Annotated in this window: 24 protein-coding genes and 1 CRISPR repeat array; of the genes, 13 read left to right on the forward strand and 11 right to left on the reverse strand. The window is 37.3% G+C overall.

The features are described 5' to 3' along the window. Positions 1–66 precede the first annotated feature (66 nt). The 9 genes from ACSQ6I_RS20715 to ACSQ6I_RS20755 all read left to right on the forward strand — a co-directional run bounded on the left by ACSQ6I_RS20715 (position 67) and on the right by ACSQ6I_RS20755 (position 7,299). Positions 67–330: a hypothetical protein gene (locus ACSQ6I_RS20715; RefSeq protein WP_438892182.1), complete on the forward strand. Its 264-nt coding sequence runs from the start codon at positions 67–69 to the stop codon at positions 328–330. A 424-nt stretch (positions 331–754) separates the two neighbouring features. Beyond that, positions 755–2,968, forward strand: a complete 2,214-nt coding sequence (locus tag ACSQ6I_RS20720; RefSeq protein WP_438892183.1) for a phosphoketolase — start codon at positions 755–757, stop codon at positions 2,966–2,968. A gap of 85 nt (positions 2,969–3,053) precedes the next feature. Further along, positions 3,054–4,514 (forward strand): hypothetical protein, encoded by a 1,461-nt coding sequence (locus ACSQ6I_RS20725; protein WP_438892184.1) that lies wholly within the window; start codon positions 3,054–3,056, stop codon positions 4,512–4,514. Between the two features lie 308 nt (positions 4,515–4,822). Next, positions 4,823–5,086: a type II toxin-antitoxin system ParD family antitoxin gene (locus ACSQ6I_RS20730; protein ID WP_027401152.1), complete on the forward strand. Its 264-nt coding sequence runs from the start codon at positions 4,823–4,825 to the stop codon at positions 5,084–5,086. A 2-nt stretch (positions 5,087–5,088) separates the two neighbouring features. Beyond that, positions 5,089–5,415: a type II toxin-antitoxin system RelE/ParE family toxin gene (locus ACSQ6I_RS20735; protein ID WP_438892185.1), complete on the forward strand. Its 327-nt coding sequence runs from the start codon at positions 5,089–5,091 to the stop codon at positions 5,413–5,415. A gap of 112 nt (positions 5,416–5,527) precedes the next feature. Then, the gene (locus ACSQ6I_RS20740) at positions 5,528–5,785 is read left to right on the forward strand and encodes a DUF2281 domain-containing protein (RefSeq protein WP_438892186.1); all 258 of its coding nucleotides are present in this window, start codon (positions 5,528–5,530) and stop codon (positions 5,783–5,785) included. Positions 5,786–5,973: 188 nt separating this feature from the next. Beyond that, positions 5,974–6,567, forward strand: coding sequence for a Uma2 family endonuclease (locus tag ACSQ6I_RS20745; RefSeq protein WP_438892187.1), 594 nt, complete (start codon positions 5,974–5,976; stop codon positions 6,565–6,567). Between the two features lie 256 nt (positions 6,568–6,823). Next, complete coding sequence (locus ACSQ6I_RS20750; protein ID WP_438892188.1) at positions 6,824–7,033, forward strand: hypothetical protein; 210 nt, start codon at positions 6,824–6,826, stop codon at positions 7,031–7,033. 5 nt (positions 7,034–7,038) lie between these two features. Continuing rightward, the gene (locus ACSQ6I_RS20755; protein WP_438892189.1) at positions 7,039–7,299 is read left to right on the forward strand and encodes a type II toxin-antitoxin system RelE family toxin; all 261 of its coding nucleotides are present in this window, start codon (positions 7,039–7,041) and stop codon (positions 7,297–7,299) included. 168 nt (positions 7,300–7,467) lie between these two features. Here ACSQ6I_RS20755 and ACSQ6I_RS20760 read toward each other — a convergent pair whose 3' ends face one another. The 6 genes from ACSQ6I_RS20760 to ACSQ6I_RS20785 form a co-directional block, all read right to left on the reverse strand. Further along, positions 7,468–7,764: a type II toxin-antitoxin system RelE/ParE family toxin gene (locus ACSQ6I_RS20760; RefSeq protein WP_168491952.1), complete on the reverse strand. Its 297-nt coding sequence runs from the start codon at positions 7,762–7,764 to the stop codon at positions 7,468–7,470. Positions 7,765–7,771: 7 nt separating this feature from the next. Then, positions 7,772–7,987, reverse strand: coding sequence for an addiction module protein (locus ACSQ6I_RS20765; RefSeq protein WP_438892190.1), 216 nt, complete (start codon positions 7,985–7,987; stop codon positions 7,772–7,774). 220 nt (positions 7,988–8,207) lie between these two features. Further along, a complete protein-coding gene (locus ACSQ6I_RS20770; protein WP_438892191.1) occupies positions 8,208–8,885 on the reverse strand; it encodes an HAD family hydrolase in 678 nt (225 codons plus the stop codon). 153 nt (positions 8,886–9,038) lie between these two features. Further along, positions 9,039–10,118, reverse strand: coding sequence for a 4-hydroxyphenylpyruvate dioxygenase (gene hppD, locus ACSQ6I_RS20775; protein ID WP_438892192.1), 1,080 nt, complete (start codon positions 10,116–10,118; stop codon positions 9,039–9,041). Between the two features lie 301 nt (positions 10,119–10,419). Beyond that, positions 10,420–11,124 (reverse strand): SDR family oxidoreductase, encoded by a 705-nt coding sequence (locus ACSQ6I_RS20780; RefSeq protein ID WP_438892193.1) that lies wholly within the window; start codon positions 11,122–11,124, stop codon positions 10,420–10,422. 211 nt (positions 11,125–11,335) lie between these two features. Continuing rightward, entirely contained in the window at positions 11,336–13,003 is a 1,668-nt protein-coding gene (locus ACSQ6I_RS20785; RefSeq protein WP_438892194.1) for an NYN domain-containing protein, read from the reverse strand. A gap of 267 nt (positions 13,004–13,270) precedes the next feature. On the opposite strand from ACSQ6I_RS20785, the gene ACSQ6I_RS20790 reads away from it, so the two are divergent. Together ACSQ6I_RS20790 and ACSQ6I_RS20795 are read left to right on the forward strand one after the other, a co-directional pair. Continuing rightward, complete coding sequence (locus ACSQ6I_RS20790) at positions 13,271–14,302, forward strand: VOC family protein (RefSeq protein WP_438892195.1); 1,032 nt, start codon at positions 13,271–13,273, stop codon at positions 14,300–14,302. A 27-nt stretch (positions 14,303–14,329) separates the two neighbouring features. Next, entirely contained in the window at positions 14,330–15,148 is an 819-nt protein-coding gene (locus ACSQ6I_RS20795) for a DUF1838 domain-containing protein (RefSeq protein ID WP_438892196.1), read from the forward strand. Positions 15,149–15,584: 436 nt separating this feature from the next. Continuing rightward, a CRISPR array of direct repeats spans positions 15,585–16,859; the repeat unit is 37 nt; unit sequence ATTGCAATTTCACATAATCCCTATTAGGGATTGAAAC. 364 nt (positions 16,860–17,223) lie between these two features. Here the strand turns inward: ACSQ6I_RS20795 and ACSQ6I_RS20800 are convergent. The 5 genes from ACSQ6I_RS20800 to ACSQ6I_RS20820 all read right to left on the reverse strand — a co-directional run bounded on the left by ACSQ6I_RS20800 (position 17,224) and on the right by ACSQ6I_RS20820 (position 24,270). Next, complete coding sequence (locus ACSQ6I_RS20800; protein WP_438892327.1) at positions 17,224–17,592, reverse strand: pentapeptide repeat-containing protein; 369 nt, start codon at positions 17,590–17,592, stop codon at positions 17,224–17,226. A 1,103-nt stretch (positions 17,593–18,695) separates the two neighbouring features. Next, the gene (locus ACSQ6I_RS20805) at positions 18,696–20,270 is read right to left on the reverse strand and encodes a hydantoinase B/oxoprolinase family protein (RefSeq protein ID WP_438892197.1); all 1,575 of its coding nucleotides are present in this window, start codon (positions 20,268–20,270) and stop codon (positions 18,696–18,698) included. A gap of 93 nt (positions 20,271–20,363) precedes the next feature. Next, positions 20,364–21,065, reverse strand: coding sequence for a Uma2 family endonuclease (locus ACSQ6I_RS20810; RefSeq protein WP_438892198.1), 702 nt, complete (start codon positions 21,063–21,065; stop codon positions 20,364–20,366). Between the two features lie 60 nt (positions 21,066–21,125). After that, positions 21,126–23,222, reverse strand: a complete 2,097-nt coding sequence (locus tag ACSQ6I_RS20815; RefSeq protein WP_438892199.1) for a hydantoinase/oxoprolinase family protein — start codon at positions 23,220–23,222, stop codon at positions 21,126–21,128. A gap of 28 nt (positions 23,223–23,250) precedes the next feature. Continuing rightward, positions 23,251–24,270 (reverse strand): S66 peptidase family protein, encoded by a 1,020-nt coding sequence (locus ACSQ6I_RS20820; RefSeq protein WP_438892200.1) that lies wholly within the window; start codon positions 24,268–24,270, stop codon positions 23,251–23,253. A gap of 352 nt (positions 24,271–24,622) precedes the next feature. On the opposite strand from ACSQ6I_RS20820, the gene ACSQ6I_RS20825 reads away from it, so the two are divergent. Further along, positions 24,623–24,904: a hypothetical protein gene (locus tag ACSQ6I_RS20825; protein ID WP_323361249.1), complete on the forward strand. Its 282-nt coding sequence runs from the start codon at positions 24,623–24,625 to the stop codon at positions 24,902–24,904. Positions 24,905–25,226: 322 nt separating this feature from the next. Further along, a complete protein-coding gene (locus tag ACSQ6I_RS20830; RefSeq protein WP_438892201.1) occupies positions 25,227–25,592 on the forward strand; it encodes a Lin0512 family protein in 366 nt (121 codons plus the stop codon). Positions 25,593–25,611: the final 19 nt, after the last annotated feature.

A 25,611-nucleotide genomic window follows, 5' to 3' on the forward strand; every position in this document is an offset into this window, starting at 1 on the left:
TCGTCAGATATTTTACCCACAATCAATTTGTATAATTGCTCACTTCTTGATTTGGAAATTAAGACAATGGCTGCAATCATGAATTATGAATTATATTGTGTTGAAGTAAATACGCTTTGTCATAAATTAACTTTAGAAGAAATGGAATCAACGATAGGAGGTAATACTATCATACCTTTATGGAATACTGATTACGCGGATCTCTATTTAAGTCCTTTTACTGATTGGTTAAATAACGTAATGACTACAGATGAGGATCTATTCGATGTCTACAACAACAAGATTTTTACAATTGATTTTTCTGATACAAATGTTTATTTGGTAGTTTAATCATTTGTCATCAGTAAGGCGAATTATATTCGCCGATAAGTTTTCAGATATCGTCTTATAAAATTTGTGTAGGAGTTTAGCATTGCTATATCCTGATTTATACATAAACCAGAAATAGATTCGTTCACAAATCGGTAAAACTAGCTGTTACTATGATTTTTCTAATTGTAATCATTGAGGATTACTATAGATTACTTGAGTTTTTTATTAATGCTATAAACTCAGGCTGAGTTATTGTGATACCGATTCTTTGTAACGTTGTGCTAAATTCGGTTTTGGTATAAAGCTGAGGTAAAAACTTAAACTGCTAAATTAATTTAGTGCATCTTTATAGAGAATTGGTATTACAACCTGAAAGATGTAAAATCTGTATTAACTTGAACAAATAGCACAAGTTTCTTCTGATTTTATTAAGGTACTCAGCATGACAGCAATTACGACAAAGGCATCTTCCGCAGTTCCTGATTTTTGTGAAGGGATACAATATTTTGGGGAAGCGCTGCCAGATTTTGAAACTTATGGTGCAAAACCGGTGATAGAATCGGGCAAAGGTGCGATCGCATCCCCAACAGATACAAATGCAGTATATCAAACTCTACTCGCGGCTGATGCCCTGCGCTACCTAACCCTACAAGTCACTGGTAGTAAGGCTTCTGGACATCCCGGCGGTTTTGCCAGCCAAGCGGAAGCTTATGCAGCTTTGGTCATGCTGGGACATAAAAACATTATCACCGAAGTCGGACATCACGCCCCCGGTTTTTATAGCGCCATGTTTCTAGACCGTTCCTTAGAAGACATGGGCATTTCTACAGTACAACAATTGCGCGATCGCTTTCGAGAAAAGCATGGATTATTAGGACACCTTTCCGGTTACATTCCCGGTATTCTCGCACCGGCTGGACCCCTGGGACAAGGACAACATTTTGCCATGTCTGCTGCACTCTTGCACCGTGACAAACTCTTCCCCTTCACCGTGGGAGACGGGGGACTGGGTGAACCCTATATCATGAGTTCAATGGCACATTTCAACACCGCTTACCCCACCGTCACCAACTTCTTACCCGTGTTGGTGTGGAACGGTTACAGCCAAGAACACCACAGCATGGTATCTTTGAAAACCAACGCAGAGATGATTGCCTATTGGCAAGGTAACGGTTTTGCCGAAGTCGTGTTAGTCAATGCTAAAGATTTTGACGACCAAAACCAAGCCGGTGAATATGTTGATAGTACCGCATTTTCCTTTGCCAACCGCCTAGAATTTACCAAAGCGGTATTAGTAGGCATGGATAAAGCCGCACGTTCAGCACTTAGCGGAAAATTGACCGTATTTATTATCAAACAACTCAAAGGTGCAGGGGTTCACGCCTTGGGGGCAAAATCACACAACCTCTATCCTAAAGATACATTAGACGCGCCCCATATTGTCACCGCTTTACAAAAACGGGCATTATCAGCCGCAGCATGGCAAATTGTGCGGACAAATGCGGAACGGGCTGGAGGTGGTCCGGCTGCGAAAACTGTGGTGACAGAATTTGAATTACCCTTAGCAGATTTAGGTGAATTACCATTAGAAGAATATAAGGTTGGCGCAGTTCCCCAAGTGGCAACAACGGCAATGGGTAGGTTAGTGGGCATAGTCGGAAATAAGGATAAAAATTTCCTGGTGACTAACGCTGACGGAAACGAAGCATCAGGAATTGCTAACATTAACCAAGCTTTAAAAATCAATCACCCCACCACCGATGATTTATATAATCAAGCCCCAGGTGGTCAAGTTTACGAACCTTTGAGCGAAGATGCTTGTGCAGGTTTAGCGGCTGGTTTATCCTTAATGGGTGCGAGAACTTTGTGGTGTTCTTACGAATCTTTTGCGATCAATGGTTTACCAATTTGGCAAACTGTCACCCAAGCAATGGCAGAATTACGCCGTCAAACTCCCTCGACAATTACATTATTTACAGCCGGGGCTTTAGAACAAGGACGCAACGGTTGGACTCACCAAAGACCAGAAATTGAAGCTTATTTTGCTTCTTTGATGAGAACAGGAAATGTCTTTCCATTATTTCCCCCAGATGCTAACAGTATTCAAGTCTGTTATAACTGGGCTTTGCAAACAAAAAATAAGGGCATTGTCATTACTGCTAGTAAGTCTCCTTTGCCAATTCGTAGCACCTTTGCCCAAACTGAAAAAGGCTTAATTGATGGTGCGGTGTTATTACATGAAGTGGCTGGTGGGAAGACTGTTGTATTTGCTGTCATTGGCGATTTGACTTTAATTCCTGTGTTTGAAGCGGCGGCATTTTTAGAAACTGAAGGTATTGGTGTGAAGATTGTTTCTATTATCAATCCCCGCCGTTTATATCGTCCTCATGATACTGCTTGGGATACTTGTTCTGAACCTGATAACGGTTTTTTAAGTGATGCCGATTTTGAGCAATTGTTTGGTGGAGATGCCTTAATTGGTGTGACAGGTGGGGCTGCGGCGATGTTAGAACCGATCATGTTACGCAGTAATTCTAAGCGTGATTCTTTCGCCTGGAAGCGTGGGGAAACTACCGCAAGTGCGGGTGAGTTGATGGCGTTTAATGGTTTGACTGCGGAAGCGTTGACTAAGCGGGCTATTGAGTTGGTGCATTAAAACCTACCTTAGATTACAATGTAATATACCCATCTGGATTTTTATCTGGATGGGGTTCAATATGTCAATTTAGAACTGATAAATTATGCACTGTAAAATCTTTTATTCTTGGCAATCAGATTTACCAAATAAAACCAATCGTGGATTTATTGGAGATGCGCTTGATGCTGCGGCTAAATCTATTCATAATGATGATTCCATAGAAGTTGAACCAGTTATAGATCGTGACACAATAAATGTACCTGGCTCACCTGATATAGCTAATACAATTTTTAGTAAAATAGAAAATGCTCAAGTTTTTGTATGCGACATTTCAATTATTAACCTAAATACACCTTCTAGACCTACTCCTAATCCCAATGTCTTACTTGAACTAGGATATGCAATAAAGACTCTGGGATGGGAAAATGTAATTATGGTGATGAATACAGCTTTTGGTAAACCAGAAGTATTACCTTTCGATCTCAGAATGAGACGAGTTATTACTTACAATATGCCTGAAATAAGCGATGATCGTGCAACAGAACGTAAAAAGCTTCAAAAAACCTTAGATATAGCAATTCGGACTATATTGGAAGGATTAGAAGTGCAAACTCCTGGAGAATTTATAAAACAACCTAGCATAGTAGAACAAACGATAAATGCAATTGAAAATTCTCAGCCAAATCAAGCTTTTCTAGTCCGTCAGTTTATGACATCGTTAAGAGATCAGCTTGATGCACTAAATCCAGATTTTTCAAGAAATGACATACATCATGATGAGTTGCTAATTCAATCAATTGAGCAAACAAAAGAATTGATTATAGATTTTGCTCGTGTTGTAGAAGTAATTGCAGCCATGAATAACTTTGATGCTGCACTCAAATTGTACAAATCTTTTGACCTTATGCTAGAGCGTTACAATTTACCACTTTATTTTTCAGGTAGTTTTCGAGAATATGATTTTGATTTTTATATCTTCATAACTCATGAACTATTTGTAACTTTTTTATCCTTTTTTATTAGAGAAGAACGTTGGGACATAATTGGGCTTATTCTTGACGATAACATTTATGTTAACCATAATCCTACGAATAGATACGGATATAGCGATAATCTTGTCCCATTTACTTATATTTCTCAGGTTGCTAGATTATTAGAACATCATAAAAACCGTCTAAGGCTTAACAGAATATCAATTCATGCAGATATTTTGAATGAACGCCACACGCAGGGAGAGTTAGCAAGAATTGTACCAATACAACAATTCATAGATGCGGACTGCTTTTTATTTTTAAGGTATGAATTTCAAGATAAGAAAGCAGATGAATGGCATAACTGGATACCTTGGACTAAGATTTATATGACAGAAGTTCCAAGATATCTATTGGAGGCAGATAGTATTAGATATGCTGAGAAATTATTACCTTCTCTTGGAGTAAAAGAGATTCACACTTTTAGAATACGTTTCAATGATGTGTCAAATAATTTTGCAAAAATGTTCTCTAATGGTTGGCCATCTTCTCCATTGAGCCGTGTGAACCCCTTAACAATTGGAAGTAAGTAGTTAGTAGTAAGCAGGTTGGGTTGACGCAAAGAAACCCAACAATACCCACCATTAATAACACTAAATTAGAACCCAAAAACCCTGTATCTGTTCACATCATCTCACCCAACCATCACCAACTATCATGTAAATAAGAGAAGACAATAGAACCATCACAGATACATCTGGAAACATTCACCTCACCGGAGAATTATTATAAGCATATTTAGCTACTAAAATTAATTGTTGTAAATACTTATTTTCATAGCAATGGCAGAAAATGACAAAAACTGCCATGATATAAAAAAGTAGATTTAGGAAATCACATTATGAAAAGTATGAATATTTCCTTACCTGACACCATGCGCGATTATATAGAAGAACAGGTAGCGCAAGGAGGTTACAGCAGCGTTAGTGAATACTTTCGGGAATTAGTGCGACAAGATCAAAAACAGAGAGCAAATGAACGACTACAAACCATGCTCTTGGAAGGATTAAACTCTGGAAATGCAACAGAAATGACTGCACAAGATTGGGAAGATATTCGTCAAGCAGTTCGTGAAAAAACTAACAAACGTCAAAGTGCAATTTAGCCATGATGTTTGCAATTAAAAAAAGACCTCAAGTTATCCGTGACTTGATAGATTTAGCAACCTACATAGCAGAAGATAGTTTAGACGTTTCCGACCGCTTTTTAATAGCAGCAGAAACAACATTTAAACAATTAGCTAAAACTCCAGCTATGGGAAAAATCTGTCAATTTCCCCATCCCAATTTAGCAGATATTCGACAACAATCTATCAAAGGATTTAGAAAATATCTCATTTTTTATCGTATCACTGAATCAGAAATTGATATTTTGCGAGTTATTCATGCTGCAAGAGACATTGAAACAATATTAGATGAGGATTTAGAACCATGACAGATACACTTGGAAATATTCACTTCATCTGATATTTATCACCCGAACTAAATCAAATCCTAGTAGTTTATAATAGAATCATACCGAAAAAATTTACTCAACTTAGGAGTTAATGATGGTAATAAAAATTGCAAAAATATCTAAAGATATTGACACCTTACCAGAAGAAGCGCAAATCTTACTACTTGATTTTATTCAGTTGCTCAAAAAACGTTATCCACAACCAGAAAATCATCATCAAGAAAAAAGTATCTATGAAAGATTTGATGAAATTGGATTAATTGGTTGTTGTGCTGTGGAAGAAAATTTATCAACCACATATAAAGAAGTTTTATCTAATACATTACCGAATAAATATAATCATAGTTGATACAGGATTCTGGTTAGCGCTTATTGATCAAAAAGTCACCTACTACGAAACAGCAAAACAAGCTTTAAAAAAATACAGAGAAGACAATAGAACCATCACAGATACACCTGGAAACATTCACCTCACCTGAGAATTATCACCTGACCATGAGTTATAATCAAGATTAAAGTCATAACCATAAAATTACTATGACTATCCAAACCTTAGACAAAACTACCGCAATTTCAGAACAGCGATTTCTTCTACCTGGTTATTACACCTGGAAGGAATTTGAAATAATAGAAACCTTAACCGCAGACGCAGGAAATTTGCGGATAACTTATCTTGATGGGTACATCGAATTTATGACACTTGGTGAACAACACGAAAATATCAAAAAAATTATCGCTATTTTGATAGAAGCATATCTCTTTGAAAAAGGGATAAACTTTATCCCTGTAGGTAGTGCTACTCGTCGTGCAAAAGAAAAGAGTGCTTCCTTTGAACCTGATGAATCTTATTACATCGGAGAAAAAAAGGAAAATCCAGATTTAGCAATTGAGGTTAATATTACCAGTGGCAGTATTGATAAACTAGAAAAATACAAACGGTTTAATATTACCGAAGTTTGGTTTTGGGAAAATAATCAATTGTTTCTATATCATCTCAGAAATGATAATTATGAGCAAATTAATCAAAGTGAATTATTGCCAGATTTAGATATAGATTTGTTAGTAAATTGTGTTTTAATGCCTTCTATTATTGATGCGAGAACAGAATTTATTAAAGGTATTAAAAAGTAATATTTTGTGGGTTGGGTTGACGCAAGGAAACCCAACAATACCCACGATTAATAACACTAAATTACAAACCAAAAATCCTGTATCTATTCACATCATCTCACCATCACCAACTATCATATAAATAAGAGAAGACAATAGAACCATCACAGGTACACCTGGAAACATTCACCTCACCTGAGAATTATCACAGAACTAAATCAAACGTCCTACCCATAGGCTAAAATTAGTAAACAAGCCTTTTCACAAAATCACCAGTATGCAAGTTAATAATCTCACCATTGACGAACTAAAAGCCCTGATTCGAGAAACAGTGAGAGAAACCATAGAAGAACTGCTAACAGACCCAGATACAAATCAAACCATCAAAGAGAATTTAAAACAAGAATTATTAACCATTCAGAAACGCAGAGAAACAGGTGTTAGAGGTATTTCCACAGCAGAAGTAATGCAAAGACTAGGTTTATAAAACAGATGAATTACCTAGTTGAGTATGAACCAGAAGCACTAGCAGACCTAGAAAGATTGACAAAATCGGTTTGTCAAAGAATAGTTAATAAAATTAACTGGTTAGCTGAAAATTTCGACCAAATTACACCGCAACCCCTGACTGCTGACTTATCAGGTTTCTTTAAACTGAGAGTTGGAGATTATCGAGTAATTTATGAATTTGACGCAGAGAAAAGAATTATTTTTATTGACAGAGTTGGACATCGGCGAGAGATTTACAACTAGATCATTTACTTGATTTTAAATCATTTGTTAGGGTGAATTAAAGTATCTGTTTACATCATCTCACCCAACCATCACCAACTATCATCTAAATAAGAGAAGACAATAGAACCATCACAGATACACCTGGAAATATTCACCTCACCTGAGAATTATCACCCGAACTAAATCTTATAAACGCCTTTCCCACTGTTGCGGATCACGTTTAACATGAAAACAACCAATAATAGAAATTGTTTCATCTATAATAATGTAAAGCAATCCATAGGGAAACTTACGAATTAACTTTTTTCTAACTTGTTCATGAACAATTGGACAAGCAAAAGGATTACGTTGAATAGTTGAAAAACTAGCATCAACAACACGAATAAATTCAGAACCTAATCCAACAGTATGCTGTTCATACCAATTATAAGCATCCTCTAAATCAAGTTCTGCTTCTGGTGTAATGAAAATTTTGTAAGTCATATATTAACTAACGATTAAATTTTTGTTTCACTTCCTCCCAACTAGAAACTTGATGAGGATTTTGATAATAAAGTTCTAAACGTCTCTCCAATTCCTGTTTTTGAGCATCACTAATAGTTACATCATCAGCATCTACAGTGATACTATCCCAAATATCTTGGACTAATTGGATTCTTTCGGCAATACTTAATTGTAAAATGTTTTGAGGTAGTAAGTTCTCCATAAATCTTCCCACTTGAGTAGACAATATTTTTTATTTTAACTCATCATAAGCAAGTAGGCAGGGGAAACGCAAAATCCAATGATACTCAGCAATCCGAATTCAATCAAATCTCCTACCCTCACCCAAGTATCTCTTGAGGAAGTTCAAGCTTTACAAAAGAAAATTTAAGATTTTTAAATTTTTACTGGGCGCAAAGGATCATCTTTTGCGCCAAATCACCTTACTTTCTGATAATCTTTAAAGTGGCGCTCAAATCTTTAACAATTAAGTCAGGTTGGTAAAGTTCTAGTTGGGTACGATCGCGGATTCCACTTTCTACACCTATTACCTTAATGCCATGTGTCTTCGCTGCGGTGATATCTGCTTCTGTATCCCCCACCATCCAAGTATCGGCAGCGGGGGGAAGTTCTGCTAAGGCTCTAGCCATTAACAGGGGTTTATCTTCAATGTCGCGGGTTTTCACATAGTCGTTACTGAGGCAATAACGGCGATTTTCTGGGAAAAATTTGCTTAAATCATATTTATTAATAGCATAGTCCAGTTCCCGCACTCGGCGCATGGTCATCACAACCAAATCAATTCCTGCTTGTTGAACTGTGGTTAGGGCTTCTATTGCACCAGGGACGAGGCTATCATACTGAAAATAAGGCTCTGTATGTACTGTTTGTTTGCGGATTTGGGTAAATTTTTGGGACTGTTGTTCATCTAAACCAGATTTTAAGGCAATATATTTTTCGGCTGTGTGCGATCGCTTGAGTTCCCAAAATTCCGCTTTAGAAAGCTCCGTCACTGCTTGCTCAGGATATCGCGTTTTCTGCAAACATAATTGATAAACACGATAGTACCTCTCGGAAACATCCATAATTGGACCATCAAAATCAGTAATTAGTCTCAGCATTAGCAAATCATGTTAATTTTTTTCACATTATCTCAGTAATAGGTAATAGGGAAAAATTCTACTCCCCTACTCCCCTTCGACTTGTCTTCGACACACTACGTGAACGCTCAGGGCAAGCCTGCACCCTGCCCCCTGCCTCTTTCCAGCCTCCAATCACCTACCAAATCCGCGTTTAACTTGTTCGCTTTCAATAGCTTCAAATAAAGCGCGAAAATTACCTTCACCAAAACCAACAGCTTGAGAACGACGTTCAATAAACTCAAAGAAAAAAGTCGGTTTGCCAAAAATTGGCTGAGTGAAAATTTGCAGTAGTAACGCCCCTAGAGGAGCATTTTTTTGACAATCAACCAGTATTTCTTGTTGAGCGATCGCTTGCAGTTCCTGGGCTGATAAAGGAAAATCTAGACGCTGCTGTAGTTGTGAGTAATAAGTTGTGGGAACAGAAAGGAAAGATAGACCGGTTTTGCGAAATTGAGCGATCGCACTGACAAGATCAGAAGTACGTAAAGCAATATGCTGAATTCCTGCCCCCCGATTCACTTCCAGAAACTCCTGAATTTGCGAATTAGGCGAAGCCGGCTCATTAATCGGTAACTGTACCCTCCCATTAGGAGAAATCATCACCTGACTGTGCAAAGCAGAGCGATTAGTTTGAATTTTAAAACTTTGTTGGGGTCGAAAATCCAAAATATTTTGATACCAACTGACAGCAGCCTCTAAATCACCAACCGCCACATTCAAAACCACATGATCTATAGCCGTAAAAGTATGGGGTGATAGGTGACAAGTCACAGGTGATGTATTATTATCCCCCATATCCCCATCTCCTTTTCTTTCAATCAAAGTGTGAGTTAACCCACCCCAAGCCGCAATTTTGGCGTATTTGATCGATACATCATGCTGGACAGGTTGCAAAAGTTTAGCACCCTGAGCGATCGCTCTAGCCGTCACCGCTTCCACATCTGCCACAGCAAAAGCCACATCTGCCACACCAGCAGGATGATGACGAAAAAACTCAGCCACAGGACTAGTCGGTAACAAAGGTGAAGACAGCAAAAAGTAGACATTGCCATTTTTCACAACTTCCGTACAAGTGTGAAACAATTTTCCCTGATTAACAGGGGTAGGAAACATCGAACTCGCTACTGCTTTAAACCCCAGATAATTGACAAACCAATCTCGCCACCCTTGGGCATCTTCTACATAGAAGTGAACGTGATCAATTTGGAGCATAATTTCTGAAAATCCAGAGCAACAGCTAACATATAAGTAAATTTTGCCTCATATGCTCAATTTACGCTTACGTCCTCAGCAATAATTCTGAATCTAGAAAAATCAATGACTATCAAGCTGAATATTAACAGGACTTACCCAACTTGCTTGCTTTGTAGGGTGCGTCAGACCCGATAATTTAGTACACAACAGATTGTCTCTATCTGACGCACCGCACTAAATATGCGATTCCAAAAGCCTGAAACTAGGTAATATCCCTCATACATATCATGTGCAGTTTGTACAGTGCGTAAGTCCTAATCTAGAAAAATAAATGACTATCAGGTTGAATATTAATTTCCATCGGTACAGCTTCCGGTTCAGCAGATAGCGCATAAAAAATAGCATTAGCCGCAGTTTGACAACTCAGCATTTTTTTCCTATCCACCTTCAAACTCACCTGATCCCAAAAAGGAGAATCTACCCCACCAAAATAGAATAAAGTGAACTTCACCCCAAAACGTTTCAACTCCTCCGCCATACACTTACTGAAACCCACAACACCAAACTTAGAAGCAGAATAAGCCGCAGCCATAGCCATCGAATGCTTACCCAGAATTCCTACCACATTACAGATATGACCAGATTTACGTTTTTGCATCTCTTGGGCAGCAGCCTGACTCGTATAAAAACAGCCTTTTAAATTCAAATCCAGCATTTTGTCTAAATCAGCCGGTTCGATATTGTTGTAGGGCTTAAGAACACCCGCACCAGCCGCATTCACCAAAACATCAATTTGACCAAATCTAGCTACAGCCTTTTTTATCAATGCGTCTACTTGTTCCGGTTGAGTAATATCAGTAGGAACTGACAACACTTCCCCTGGTAACTCATTTGCCAACGTTGCTAAACTCACCGCATCTCTAGCAGCTAGTACCAACTTAGCCCCAGTAGGTGCAAGTTGACGACTTAAAGCAGAACCAATCCCACCAGTAGCACCAACAACGACAATAACTTTATCCAGCATCACAGCATTTACATTTCTTTACACAATATATCTATTATACATAGCCCCCTCCTCGCTTGCGGTGAACCAGCGCTGTAGGCGGGTTTCCCACCGTAGGCGACTGGTGAATCCGAAGGAGGAGGGGGTTGGGGGTGGGGTTCTTCTTACGACTGGATCAATTCTCCCTAATTGCTGTTAAAGAATCGTTTGCGCGGAGGGGTTCTTCTTAAGACTATTTACTGATTCCAGAAAGCGACACCATAAATTTATTACCTTTTTGCTGTATTTGAAAAGAACTGCAAGATTGTAAAAATTTAATAAAACTACCACTGATTTGTAATTCCTTCATTTGCTTAGTTATTGGTTTACTATATTTTTGATTAAATTTAATCCCTAAAATACCAATATCCACATAGCTGGTTTTCAATTCTTGAGTTAAATCTGCCAGAATCATCTTAATTGCCTGTTCTAAATCAAATGCAGAATTGATATTAGAAAATGAACTAGAAGAAAAGGTACTAACATTAACCTTACCGATTTCCCATTTTTTATCTTTTTGTTGAAGATGAAAATTATTGCAAGACTGCAAAAACTTGATAAAAGTACCACTTATCTGTAACTCTTGAATTTGCCCCGTAATCGTCTTACCATATTTTTGTTTAAACTTACTCGCCAAAATACTAATATCAAAATAATCATGAACAGATTTTTCTATTAATTCATCGAGAATAATATTCAACGCTTTTTCTAAATCTTGCTTAGAAGTAATGCCACTTAAAGATTGTAGCTGTTTATTTTTATCTATTTCAGATTTTTGACCATCTTCTGCTTGAACTTGATTGTGATCAAAAACAGTTACATATAATTCTGAAACATCATCAATTTGATGAATCACAAAATCAGCAGGATAATTAATAAATATATCTCTTGCTCTTTTACCAGGTAAATATTGAGAAACAATATGGCTAATGTTCAATTGATATTTAATTTTATACAACTTAGAAAGTTGAGAAAGTTTAATCCAATAACTTGCATTTAACTTCTGTTCATCTTGAATTAAATTTTTGAGTTGCCCAATAAACTGCTCAATAGAGGGGATTTCTGGCAGAGGTTTAACTCTATAAATTTTAGTCTCACCTGTAGAGTTATTGAATAAATTGATATTTTCTCCATGTTGACTAACTTGATATACTATTAAACCATGTTGCTGTAAATTATTGCATAAATTAGTCATGACTTTATCTGATGAGCAAACCAAAACTTCCTTAGCATTTGGGTAGCGCTCATGAATAGAAGAACCAAAAGCAATCATTTTGCCATCTGCATTATCTCTACCAGCAGGAACATGAATCAAATCATAACCACGTTCATGTAATTCTATATCTAACTTTCCCCGATTACCCCAATTAGCAAAGGCAATTTTTACCTGAATCGGACTATTACAAACAGTAGCTAAAAACTTTTCTGTATTAGTATTAATTTGTAAATTTTCGGCATCTAAAAGTAAAACAGCAATTCCCACTGGTTGCAAAACAGGAGAAAATGTATTATTTACTGAGCCATTTAATTCAGAAATAATCGGATTAATTTGGCGAACATTAGAAATTAATTCTGATAATATTGGTGAATTTAAAGCTTCAGCAACAAAAATTGCTCTGAGGTATAATTGCAGTTTTTGCAGTAATTCCTCCCAATTTTGAGTTTGGCTTAATAAATCCATGAATTTTGCACTCAAAGCCGATTGATTAGAATTATTATGCCACTGAACTTTTCTATACTTTTCAAGTAATAATTCTGGCTGCTGTTTTTGAATAGTAATGATGACTTGGCAGACCTGAGAGACTATTCTATTTAACAAGGCAGAATCATAGGTAGTCAGCGATCGCTCATGATTTAGCATAGCTCACACAGTACAATAAAGTATCCTGGCTGAAAATACCATTCAAAATACTAATTTATACCAAATTGGGATTTTAGATTTGACGATATCTCTCAAGAAGCATAAAAGTGCTAATTTACCTTTGGCGAAACTACCGTACTTGATATTCATAAGTACAGAGCAGCGTAAATAAGCCACCTATTTAAAAAATCTGAACCCCTGACTGAATGGTAATTACGTATCCCTAGCGCAACTGTAAGCACTATTACGAATTATTCTAAACTTTCCATGAATCAACAAATAACTACCGCAATTCAAGGTATCTACGAAGTCTGCATTGGTGTTCCCGAACAAATTCCAGCACTTCAATATTGGCAACAGTTCGGCTATCACATAGGGCAAATAGGAGAACTAACCGCAGAAGCAGCCCATCAACTATATTGGGTAAATTCCCCCTTAAAAGTAATTCGTCTTTACCATCAAGACGCAGATCATGGTTTAATTCGGCTCATGACTTGGCAAAATCCCACAAATCAAGGATTGGGCATCAGTTCCATGAAAGTTAAAGGTAATCGCTGGACTACCACCTTAACCGCCGACTTACTAGGTATCTTAAATCATGCCGAAAATGCCAAAATCACTGATAAAACAATCAGATACTCATACCCTTACTGGGAAGTCATTTACAACAAAGACCAAAAAAGCCATCCTTTTATAGATCCTGCCATTGGAGTACGTGAAATGCTCCTACTGCAACCCCTAACTCGACAAGTACTATTTCAACGCTTTGGCTATGTCATGCCCCATTACGGCAAAATCAATCATCATGCAGCCTTTAGCACCAGCCAAATTACCCATCTAGGCTTAGTTGTTCAAGATGACAGCAAAGAAACCCTACGCTTTTATGAAGATATTTTGGGTCTATTACGTGTACGCGATGACGTAGAAACCAACTATGAATCTTCCCTAGCCGGTCGAGAATTATTTGACCTTAATCCGGGAGAAAAATTTATAGTTACAGCCTTTGATGACCCCCGTTCCTCCCCAACTAACCTAATGGAAGCACGTAGCGGCAGACTCTACATCATTCGCTTTCCAGAACATATCAACCTAGAATCAAACTTTGAAGCAGCCCAACCAGGAAGCTTAGGAATGTGCCTTTATACCTACCGAGTGCAAGGAATACAAACTTATTTTGACAAGATAAGGGCAAGTAACGTACAAAAATTTACTAATATAGTCAGTAACGAATTTGGAGAACAGAGTTTTTCTTTTATTGCCCCAGATGGCTATTTCTGGACTTTGGTGGAAAAAAATTAATTTAGTCGTGAAATCAGGAAACAGCAAATGGTAGCCTACAACCAAGAAATTGATGCTCAACAATGGGTAAAAACCCGTTCTTCCCTAGACTCTAACGAATCTACTTTCCTTGTTTGGACAGGTAAAATATATAGCTTTGTCCCTGGCGAAAAGCGGCAACTATTATTTAAAATCATCGGCATGAGCGTAAGTCGCTGTATTCTCACTGCTGAAGGACGCTGGGATTTTACCTCCAGAGAACTAACTTATTATCTCCACCCAGAGACAGATGAAATTTTACACAAATGGGAAAACCCTTGGACAGGAGAAACAGTATCAGTGATGCACGTTGCTAACAGTCCCGTACAAGGCAAGTTTAAAGGCAAACTTCCCGTCCAAGTAGAAGCAGAAAATACCACCTTTATCTTTGACCTCTTTCCCCATTATCCCAACCCCCTAGCAGAAGATCCTCAGTTTACCGAATACTGTCCATCACCAATTTATCAAGCCGCAGAATTGTTTAAAATCACAGTTCCCAGTGCAGACTTAGTTAACTCAGAATTAACTTCCGTCACCGAACTAAAACTCAGTTGGGATAGAATCGGTCAATGGTTGCCTTGGATGAAAATGGGTACACGCCCTGGTTATCTCATCTACAGTGCTACTGGCAGCAAAGTAGGCGGTTTTACAGAGTTACCACCACTACTGCAAGAAGAAATCAACACCCGCGTTCCTTTATACAAGCAAGCACCTAAAGCCTTCTTAGAAGGTGAAGATATGACCTCTTGGTTATATTTTCAAAAGCATTTTCCCGCTTACTTAGCCGGAGAAACCTTTCCCAGACCAACACCAGAAGAAAATTTGTAATTCGTAATTATACTGCAAACGGGTGAAATCTGGACTTATGTCATACTGAGCGTAACATAGTGCAGCGAAGTATCTCGGAGATTCTTACGCGAACACTTCTTTCAGAATGACACTTTTAACCCGTTTTTAATATACAATTCCGTAAAGGTTTTAGAGTTTTCAAATGGATGGCTTATTTACGCCATTATGTACTAATTTTTTGCCCCAAATGCGCGGATGGGTAGGTGTAAAATTTGAGGTAATCAAAAAAATGCCTGAATCTCTCTCTATACAAGGATTAGAAGCTATTTCTGTTGGACAACCATCCGCGCACCTTACACAGACTGGGTTTGAGCGATTTTTCCCCTTGACGCAATTCCTGAAATGGACTATCATTAGGCCATCCGCGCAATTGAACCTTGAAAACTACATATATATAGGCTTTCAGCCTCCCGCTATTGCAATTTCACATAATCCCTATTAGGGATTGAAACATCCAAAGAGCAAGCTAGGTGGCTTGCTGATGCAAATTGCAATTTCACATAATCCCTATTAGGGATTGAAACTTATCTGATATCAAAGCATCCCAAGCTTATCGAACATTGCAATTTCACATAATCCCTATTAGGGATTGAAACATTATTACTGGATGCCCTTCACCATAAATAATTTGATTTGATTGCAATTTCACATAATCCCTATTAGGGATTGAAACGCCACTACCTCCAGAAGTAATTGTAAATTCAGCTTCCTCTGATTGCAATTTCACATAATCCCTATTAGGGATTGAAACAATATTGTACGCCCTGCATTAGAAATATTCACCCCTGATTGCAATTTCACATAATCCCTATTAGGGATTGAAACGCTCTTGATGCTGGTAACACCGGATTAGCTACTGATTGCAATTTCACATAATCCCTATTAGGGATTGAAACCAAGCTTTTTAGCACGCCCTTCTGTGTATTGATTATTGCAATTTCACATAATCCCTATTAGGGATTGAAACGGTCAACGATTCCAGGCTTGATTATTTGTGAGATTGCAATTTCACATAATCCCTATTAGGGATTGAAACTGCGAAGGACAGCAACCCATTCTACAACAATCCTTTATTGCAATTTCACATAATCCCTATTAGGGATTGAAACATATCTATCTGTACCAACAATAGAAATCTGTACCATTTATTGCAATTTCACATAATCCCTATTAGGGATTGAAACTTTGAATATACTTAATATAGCTGATTGCCTGTACAAATTGCAATTTCACATAATCCCTATTAGGGATTGAAACAACCTATCTTTATGTATATATTTATTTAATGAAATTGCAATTTCACATAATCCCTATTAGGGATTGAAACAGGTCTATGCCGGAAATACCTTATGGGTGGGGACGATTGCAATTTCACATAATCCCTATTAGGGATTGAAACAAAAAGCTGTTGACGATGTTAGGGATGGCTACAGAAATTGCAATTTCACATAATCCCTATTAGGGATTGAAACCATTCTTTGGTGATATTATTTCTGGGTCTAAATCTATTGCAATTTCACATAATCCCTATTAGGGATTGAAACAATCAAGCTATTGAGTTACTATTTGAAGATCGGCGGAATTGCAATTTCACATAATCCCTATTAGGGATTGAAACTACACAATTAGTGTTGACAGGCTTTTTTATTTTTGATTGCAATTTCACATAATCCCTAATAGGGATTGGAAGCAAGTTGCTCACCTGATTCAAGCGCTTGAATTTCTCGTTGCCATACTCTGTATGGGAATGAATTCTGCCTTCCTTTAGTCAAAGCTTTAGGCAGAGCCTTTGGATAGCATTCCCAGTCAGAGACTGGGAACGAGATAAAAGATATGGTAGGCATGACAATGCGATAATGGTTTGGGATTAATTTCAGTCAGAGACTGGGAACGAGATAAAAGATATGGTAGGGATGTGAGTTTAAGATAAAAACAAAACTTATTTGTAAAAATATATAAAAAGTAATACGAAATTACTATTTATGCTCAAACACACATTTCTAGACTAAACCGTTTAGTTTAAAAATAATAATTAGCCCTTCCTACCAAGCAACTTAAAACTTCCGCATATTATGAATAACCGGGTCAAAACCTCTAGCAAAGCGTGTGCTGTCGTCATAACAAGCACCCGTTAAATTTGCACCGTATAACTTAGTATAGTGCAGTGTCGCACCCCGGAGATTGGCCTCACACAGATTCACACCACACAAATTAGCCCTAGTCAGATTAGCCTTAGCCAAATTAGCCCTACTCAAATCTGCTCCCCACAATTTAGCTTTAGCAAGGTTAGCTTCACTTAAATCTGCTCCCCACAAATTGATTCCAGGTAAATAGGCATCAATCAACTTAACTCTATTTAACTGAGCAGATGGGAAATATCTCTCTCCTGCGACATAGCGTCGTTTAAGATCCTCAGCATCCATATGTATTCCAATAGCTTTCGCCACAAAAGTAATTTCTATTTCTGACTTAGCCATAAAAATAGCCAGTCTCTATTATCTCTAGCACAGCACAGCAGAAATAAAGCTACCATACCCAATCAACAAAAAAGGTTCAAAAACTAATTAAACCGATTTGACTAACTAAACCCTGTATTTTCCTATCTTTACCAGTGCTAACGAAAACCAACAAATTGATACCAGAAAAATAATGACTACTTCTTTATACACGAAAAAGCGCCTGAGTCCTTTTTGCTTACTCAAGCGCTCCCCCGTATAACTTTATACCATATCACTGTGTAATGCAACATTTGGAATCCGCAACATTGCTATTAGGGGAAGCACTGCCAGGATAACCTGTAACAAACATAAGGTGAAGTGGTATCACTCCTTGCATTCATTAAGAATATCTCTTTTAAAACCAAATAGCTAGTGTGGAGAGTGACACTTTATTAACTGACACGAGTTAAAAATGACTCAATCGTCATGGTAGCTAACAAGACAAAGCCAAACAGTAAACATTTTTGAGATGTAGTATAAAAAATTTAGAACTTTTAATAAATCAGTCAAATATTACCCAATCAAACCATGAAGTGACGAAATCCAATTTGTAGCCTGATTTACTTAAATTTGCAAGTTACTAAGTCCGCCAAGTATTAGCATAGAATCTCCTTAGATATTCACATTTAGCTTCTTTAGACAGCCAGAAATCACAATCTCTACCAAGACTGAATGTATCTTTTATCCACCCAAACTCTAAAAATTTTCCTTTTGGAGCGCTTGTGCCTATTTGCTCAACATCATGATGAAACTAGAGTTAGTATAGCTACAAATCATAGGCATAAAAAAGCTACACATTGCCTTTTAGCACTAAATACTGAACCACAGCATCATCAAATCTCAGTTAATACCAGAACTTAGGCAATTGGCTTGCTTTGTAGGGTGCATCAGATGTCAAATATTTGTTGATATACTCAAAACTGCGAGAAACTTTACTTTTTTATAATACAAAGACCAAATTCTCAGCCTCCATTGCGGAGAGAGGTTCCATCCTAAATACTCAAGATTTCTCTAATTAACCGTAAGTTTTAAGAAGGAGGAGTAAGAATATTTGCTCCAAATCCTCCACCACCAGGAGTTTCAATCACAAAAATATCCCCAGGTTGCATTTCTACAGTTGCTGTACTGCCTAAATCTTCTTCAGTTCCATTTTGACGTTGTACCCAGTTGCGTCCTATTTGTCCAGCTTCTCCACCATTTAATCCAAAGGGAGGAACCAAGCGATGACTAGAGAGAATATTAGCCGTCATAGGTTCTAAAAATTTAATACGACGGATCACCCCATCACCCCCCGAATATTTTCCTTTCCCTCCACTATGGGGACGCAGACTAAAGCTTTCTACTTGTACAGGATAGCGAGTTTCTAAAACTTCAGGATCTGTCAAGCGAGAGTTAGTCATGTGGGTATGAACTGCATCAGTACCATCAAAATTAGCTCCTGCTCCAGAACCACCGCAAATAGTTTCATAATATTGATATTTTTGATTACCAAAAGTAAAATTATTCATTGTCCCTTGGGAAGCAGCCATCACACCCAAAGCACCATATAAAGCATCAACAATAGTTTGAGAAGTTTCTACATTACCTGCTACTACCGCTGCTGGATAAATCGGGTTCAACATACAACCTTCAGGAATAATAATTTCTAATGGTTTGAGACAACCAGCATTCAGGGGAATATTATCATCAACTAAAGTCCGAAAAACATATAAAACTGCTGCCTGAGTAACAGCCTTGGGAGCATTGAAGTTACTATTTAATTGTGCAGATGTGCCAGTAAAATCAATCTTAGCACTACGATTTTCTCTGTCAATTATCACTTTAACTTGAATTTTAGATCCGCTATCCATTTCATAAATAAATGAGCCATTTTGGAGAACATCAATTGCTCGTCTGACTGATTCTTCAGCATTATCTTGAACAAACTGCATATAAGCTTTAACTGTTTCTAGTCCATATTGTTTGACCATTTTGCCAAGTTCTTGTACTCCCCTTTCATTAGCAGCAATTTGTGCTTTAAAATCGGCAATATTTTGGTCAGGATTACGGCTAGGATAAGGATGATTTAAGAGGAAATTTCTTACTGCTGTTTCTTGAAAATCCCCCTGTGCAACCAAGAGAAAATTATCAAAAATAATTCCTTCTTCTGCCACTGTGGTACTGTGAGGCGGCATAGAACCGGGAGTAATACCACCTATATCAGCTTGGTGTCCACGGGAAGCAACGAAAAATAGGGGACTGGGAATATTTTTGCTCCTCTCCAAAAAAACGGGGGTAATAGCTGTGACATCAGGTAAATGAGTTCCACCGTTATAGGGGTTATTTGATAAATAGATATTTCCCGGTTTGATTGTATCCCCTTGATCATTAATTAAACAGCGAACACTTTCACTCATTGAGCCTAAATGTACGGGAATATGGGGAGCATTCGCAACTAATAAACCAGAAGCATCAAAAATAGCACAGGAAAAATCTAGCCGTTCTTTAATATTGACTGATGTCGCTGTGTTTTGCAGAACAATTCCCATTTGTTCAGCGATAAATTGATAGAGATTTTTGAATATTTCTAAACGTACAGGATCAGGTTGAGACGTTGTGTACATTTTTTGTACCTAAACCTAAAATAATTAACTTCAACATGAACTGTGTAGGTTGTGTTGAGTAGTAAAAACCAACCTACACTTTCAGTTATTTTTTTAAATGGTATCTGGGTCAATATTTAATTCTCGCAATTTTGCTGCTAAACGTTCTGCTCTTTGAGTTTCACGTTCTGCTCTTTGAGTTTCATTCTCTGCGGTTTCTTCAGGTGTAGGTACTAAATTTCCTTCTGGTGTGAAATAACGTAATAAACTCTGATGAATTCCTAAATATAAACCTAATTGTTCACTCCATAAATGTCCTTTTTCGTTAGCTTTTACGGGTTGATATTTTCCATTTATTAACTGAAAACCTACAAATTCTAATGTATAGGGGTCAAACCAAAAGTATTCCGGTGTGCGGAAAGTTTCTTGATAAAGTTCTTTTTTAGATTCCCTATCAGTCTTGGCTGTTGTTGGTGAGAGAATTTCGACAATTACATGAGGATATTTACCATTTTCTTCCCACACTACCCAACTTTTACGAGTTTTGCGTTCAGTTCCTAAGACTACAAAAAAATCAGGCCCACGAAAATTTTCTGTTTTTTTCTGGTTAGGACTATAGTAAATACTCAGATTTCCTGCTGCATAGAAATCATTTCTTTCTTTCCACAACCATTTAAGACATTTTATTAAGAGCATAATTTGCTCTAGATGTAGTTCTGTTTCCACGGGAGGTTCATCACTATATAAATCGCTAGGAGGGAAAATTACATCTGGGAAGATGTTTTGTTCAGATACTATTTCTTGAGTAATCATCATAATATGATACCAAGTGTTATTTGTTTATTTTAGCATTAATTACAGTCAGTACAAATATAACTAAACAAGACTATGTAAAATTAAATGATTACGTTCATTTAATGTCGCTTGCCAGTTAGGTTCAATGACAATTGTGCTGATTTTTTCGACAATGATTGCAGTACCATTTATACAATCTCCTGGTTGTAAATCTTCCCGACGATAAACTGGCGTATCATGCCATTTTTCATCAGTAAACATCTGGACTATTTTCATGGGTTGTGGAAGTTCCTCTGCAAGGCGTTTACGAATAATTAATGGTTCTTCAGGAGTATCTATTTTTTGTATTACTTCTACTGAAATAGATTCTATAATTAAGGTTTTTTCTGTTTGAATGAACCCATAACGAGATTTATGTTCAATTTCAAACTTTCGTTGCATTTCTGCCACATCTGAGGTAAAATTAACGTTTAAAATAGAGTTAGTTGCCTCATATTTTAAATTAACTTTTTTAACTACTTCTTCTAAATTATTTTCTTCCTGATTTAATTCACTTCTAGCTTGGGTTTCTAAAAATGCCATTAACTGCTGTAATTGAGGAATTAATGTTTGATGTAAAGGTTGTTCTACTCCTGTAACTCTGGTTGCTCTCACATCGGCTAAACCCATTCCATAAGCAGAGAGAACTCCAGCAAAAGGGTGAAGAAATATCTTTTTGATCCCTAAAGTATCGGCAATTAAACAAGCAACTTGTCCTCCTGCTCCACCAAAACAACAAAGCACATATTGACTAACATCATAGCCACGTTGGAGGCTGATTTTTTTAATAGCATTGGCCATATTCTCAACAGCAATTGCAATAAAGCCAGATGCTACTTGTTCAGGAGTTCGATAGTTTCCTGTGACAGATGTAATATTTTCTGCTAGTTGAATAAATTTCTGAATGACAATTTCTTGATCTAGGGGTAATTTACCTTCATTACCAAAAACTGCGGGAAAATATTGAGGCTGAATTTTTCCTAAAATGACGTTAGCATCTGTAACTGTTAATTGTCCACCACGTCGATAACAAGCAGGCCCTGGATTTGAACCAGCAGATTCTGGACCAACACGATAACTAGAACCATCAAAAAATAAAATTGACCCACCACCGGCAGCAATGGTGTTAATTGCTAAGACGGGAACTTGCATCCGCGCACCTGCAATTTCTGAATCTAATTGTCTTTCGTATTCCCCTTTAAAATGAGCAACATCTGTACTTGTTCCTCCCATATCAAAGGTAATAACTAAATTAAAACCTGCTCTTTTGCTAGTTTGTACTGCACCGACAATACCACCAGCAGGACCACTTAGAATGCTATCTTTCCCTTGAAATTTTTCTGCATTGGTTAACCCTCCATCAGATTTCATAAACATTAATCTGACATTGGGTAAGTGACTAGCCACTTGGTTAACATAGCGACGGAGAATAGGTGTTAAATAGGCATCTACTACTGTTGTATCTCCTCGACTTACGAGTTTCATTAACGGACTAACTTGATGAGATACAGAAATTTGTGTAAATCCGATTTCTTGGGCAACTTGTGCTATTTGTTGTTCATGGTGGGGATAGCGATCGCTGTGCATGAGTACAATGGCACAACTCTTAATTCCTGTACTATAAACTGCCTGTAAATCAATTTTAACTTGCTCAATATTTACAGAAGTTAATTCATTGCCTTTTGCATCATATCGTTCATTTACTTCAATTACTTGTTCATAAAGCATTGTTGGTAAAATGATATTTCGAGCAAAGATATTAGGACGATTTTGGTAGCCAATTCTCAGCGCATCTTTAAAGCCTTTAGTAATAATTAAGACAACTCTGTCTCCATGCCTTTCTAACAGCGCATTGGTAGCTACAGTTGTCCCCATTTTAACTACTTCTATTGTTTGATCAGGAATGGGTTCATTAGCAGATAGTCCGATAATATCCCGAATTCCTTGGATTACTGCATCTTGATATTGTTCAGGATTTTCTGACAGTAATTTATAGACTATCACCCATTGATGCTTGGGCAGAGGGACAATTAAAAAATGTTCGGTATTTTTTGAGAGTCTGTCTATGATTGTCTGGTTATTGGTAATAGCAACAATATCTGTAAATGTCCCACCTCTATCTGCAAAAAATTTTAGCATTATTCAACTTCCTCAGTTGCATTATGAATTAAGTTACAGCAGCTTCTAACATTTTAATTGTGCCATTATTAGTATCTATTTCTACCTCTAAACCTATAGGTACTGTAAATTTGTCTTTAATATGACCAATCATAGAACCATACCAAGCGGGAATGCCTAAAGGTTGAATATGATGGTTTAATATTTGGATTAATGTAAATGCTGGTTCATCTCCTGATTGACAATTTGTGCATTGTCCAAAAATAAAACCAGAAATTTGATTGAGAATACCGGCATTTTTTAATTGTGTCAGCATTCTGTCTATGCGATAAATATCTTCACCTATATCTTCCAGAAATAAAATGCTTTTATACCATGATGGTAAATAAGGTGAACCCACCATTGCAGCTACAATTGACAAATTACCACCAATAAGCTTACCTCTAGCTTTTCCCTGTGTAATTATTTCTATTTTCCCCTCATTAGTGGGGGTGTTTTGCATGATTAATTTTTCTCTATCAAATAGGATGTTTTTAAAGTAATCAACTGTAAATTGATTCCATGTGGAAGTAGCAACTGCGCCATGAAATGTAATTAATTGACTGCGAGCATTAATAGCTAATAATAAAGAAGTAATATCACTGTAACCTATAATTATTTTAGGATTTTTACGAATGAGAGGATAATTCAGTAAAGGTAAAATACGATTACAACCCCAACCGCCACGCATAGCCATAATTGCTTTTACAGAATTGTCTACAAACATGGTATGAATATCTTGAGTGCGATCGCTATCTTTTCCGGCTAAATAGCCATAACGATCTAAAATATGTGCGCCTGTTATTACTTTCAGCCCTAACTTGGTCAAAGCTTGTTGTGCGGTTTCGATATCTTTGGGTTCGATAATACCCGCCGGGGCTATTAATCCTACGGTATCACCTATTTTTAGATGTGGTGGTTTGATGATAATGTTTGGTGCAGTCTGAATTTCGGCGATAACTGGGGCAATGTGGGTGGCTATGGTAGTTAATCCCAAGGTGGTGAGAAATTGACGACGGTTAATGCTCATGAAGTATGTAGGCTGAACAATTACGACAACGAAGTTTCCAAGGTTAGGGAAAATTTGAAAAATATAATCTTAAAGATTTCTTAAGAAATTGCCAAAAAAAATTGACCCTCAGAATGGTAAATCAAAGAACGTGTAAAACCGAGATTTAGCAAAAAAATAGCAGAATTTGAACAGGTATTCTATTGTTGTCATGTATTCTCTTGGCGCACTCTGAGCAGGAAAAAAAAGAAGCCCCAATTTTAAAATTGCTTATAGCTGATATACTAATCTTATGATAGGTAGCGAAAGTGTCACACTTAGCAATATCACAAAATGGTGTTTATCTAACCACGCATTTAAACGTGTATAAACTATGGAAACTACTGCAAATTTAATTCCAGAATTTGAACAATTATTTAGACAAAAACTCAAACTAAATAATTGTAAACTCAAAAAGAAAAGACAAGAGAATAATTATGAAATTACTACTCCATCTAAAGACGTTTTTTTGATGTATTGGTGTGAATTTCCAGAAATTAACTTGATATATCAACATATAGGAGTACGCACAGCGCAGACTGGAGTTTATGAAAAGGCTATCCGCTCCCATATTAATTTTTGTGTCACTAGCATTAAGGATAAACCACTCTCTTAATTAAGATTCTTGGTAATACCTTTACTATTCAAATAACAAATAGAATCATATATTATACTCTCGTCAGGTTTTGTGTAAGCATTTCAGTCATTGGTAGGACTTACGCAAGTGTCACACCAAACATCTATTTTATGGTGTGGTTTGGCAAGCTCACCAACCACGTCAGATATCAAATATCTGTTTATTTGCAGGATTCATGAAGTCTGACGCACCCTACAAAGCAAGCCAGTTGCGTAAGTCCTGATTGGCTCTAAACTGACTGATGGTTTGGTAAAATAACCGACGAGAGTTTACTAATTTGGATGTAAATACTTCTTATTCTATGGCACTGAAACGCTTTATTATCGAAATGGGTATGGGTGTAGACCAGCATGGACAGGAACCGACGGTAGCAGCAGCGAGAGCGGTCAGAAATGCGATCGCTCATAATGCCTTACTCGGTATTATGGAAGTAGCAGGGCTAAAAGACCCCAATGATATGATTGTAGAAGTCAAGGTCGCAGTTCCTTACCCTGAACAAGTACGGGAAGCAGAGGTATTAGCCGTACTCCCCTTTGGTCGCAAAACCCTCACCGTAGAAGCTGGGGGAATGGTAGTGGACGGTTTAGCAATTCCTTCCCTCAATGATAAAAATGACGAAATGTTGATAGCAGTGGCAGCAGTGACAGTTTTAATTGAAACTGACTAATCCAGCTTATTGATTTACC

Origin of the sequence: Anabaena sp. WFMT, assembly GCF_051781005.1 — a bacterium.
Taxonomy (GTDB): Bacteria; Cyanobacteriota; Cyanobacteriia; order Cyanobacteriales; family Nostocaceae; genus Anabaena.

Coding starts and splice junctions, on each gene's coding strand:
- ACSQ6I_RS20785 (WP_438892194.1), bottom strand. CDS start 13,003: ATGCTAAATCATGAGCGATCGCTGACTACCTATGATTCTGCCTTGTTA.
- ACSQ6I_RS20745 (WP_438892187.1), top strand. CDS start 5,974: ATGACTATCCAAACCTTAGACAAAACTACCGCAATTTCAGAACAGCGA.
- ACSQ6I_RS20790 (WP_438892195.1), top strand. CDS start 13,271: ATGAATCAACAAATAACTACCGCAATTCAAGGTATCTACGAAGTCTGC.
- ACSQ6I_RS20755 (WP_438892189.1), top strand. CDS start 7,039: ATGAATTACCTAGTTGAGTATGAACCAGAAGCACTAGCAGACCTAGAA.
- ACSQ6I_RS20740 (WP_438892186.1), top strand. CDS start 5,528: ATGATGGTAATAAAAATTGCAAAAATATCTAAAGATATTGACACCTTA.
- ACSQ6I_RS20720 (WP_438892183.1), top strand. CDS start 755: ATGACAGCAATTACGACAAAGGCATCTTCCGCAGTTCCTGATTTTTGT.
- ACSQ6I_RS20760 (WP_168491952.1), bottom strand. CDS start 7,764: ATGACTTACAAAATTTTCATTACACCAGAAGCAGAACTTGATTTAGAG.
- ACSQ6I_RS20800 (WP_438892327.1), bottom strand. CDS start 17,592: ATGGATGCTGAGGATCTTAAACGACGCTATGTCGCAGGAGAGAGATAT.
- ACSQ6I_RS20780 (WP_438892193.1), bottom strand. CDS start 11,124: ATGCTGGATAAAGTTATTGTCGTTGTTGGTGCTACTGGTGGGATTGGT.
- ACSQ6I_RS20795 (WP_438892196.1), top strand. CDS start 14,330: ATGGTAGCCTACAACCAAGAAATTGATGCTCAACAATGGGTAAAAACC.
- ACSQ6I_RS20830 (WP_438892201.1), top strand. CDS start 25,227: ATGGCACTGAAACGCTTTATTATCGAAATGGGTATGGGTGTAGACCAG.
- ACSQ6I_RS20770 (WP_438892191.1), bottom strand. CDS start 8,885: ATGCTGAGACTAATTACTGATTTTGATGGTCCAATTATGGATGTTTCC.
- ACSQ6I_RS20725 (WP_438892184.1), top strand. CDS start 3,054: ATGCACTGTAAAATCTTTTATTCTTGGCAATCAGATTTACCAAATAAA.
- hppD (WP_438892192.1), bottom strand. CDS start 10,118: ATGCTCCAAATTGATCACGTTCACTTCTATGTAGAAGATGCCCAAGGG.
- ACSQ6I_RS20815 (WP_438892199.1), bottom strand. CDS start 23,222: ATGCTAAAATTTTTTGCAGATAGAGGTGGGACATTTACAGATATTGTT.
- ACSQ6I_RS20825 (WP_323361249.1), top strand. CDS start 24,623: ATGGAAACTACTGCAAATTTAATTCCAGAATTTGAACAATTATTTAGA.
- ACSQ6I_RS20805 (WP_438892197.1), bottom strand. CDS start 20,270: ATGTACACAACGTCTCAACCTGATCCTGTACGTTTAGAAATATTCAAA.
- ACSQ6I_RS20765 (WP_438892190.1), bottom strand. CDS start 7,987: ATGGAGAACTTACTACCTCAAAACATTTTACAATTAAGTATTGCCGAA.
- ACSQ6I_RS20810 (WP_438892198.1), bottom strand. CDS start 21,065: ATGATGATTACTCAAGAAATAGTATCTGAACAAAACATCTTCCCAGAT.
- ACSQ6I_RS20820 (WP_438892200.1), bottom strand. CDS start 24,270: ATGAGCATTAACCGTCGTCAATTTCTCACCACCTTGGGATTAACTACC.
- ACSQ6I_RS20730 (WP_027401152.1), top strand. CDS start 4,823: ATGAAAAGTATGAATATTTCCTTACCTGACACCATGCGCGATTATATA.
- ACSQ6I_RS20750 (WP_438892188.1), top strand. CDS start 6,824: ATGCAAGTTAATAATCTCACCATTGACGAACTAAAAGCCCTGATTCGA.
- ACSQ6I_RS20715 (WP_438892182.1), top strand. CDS start 67: ATGGCTGCAATCATGAATTATGAATTATATTGTGTTGAAGTAAATACG.
- ACSQ6I_RS20735 (WP_438892185.1), top strand. CDS start 5,089: ATGATGTTTGCAATTAAAAAAAGACCTCAAGTTATCCGTGACTTGATA.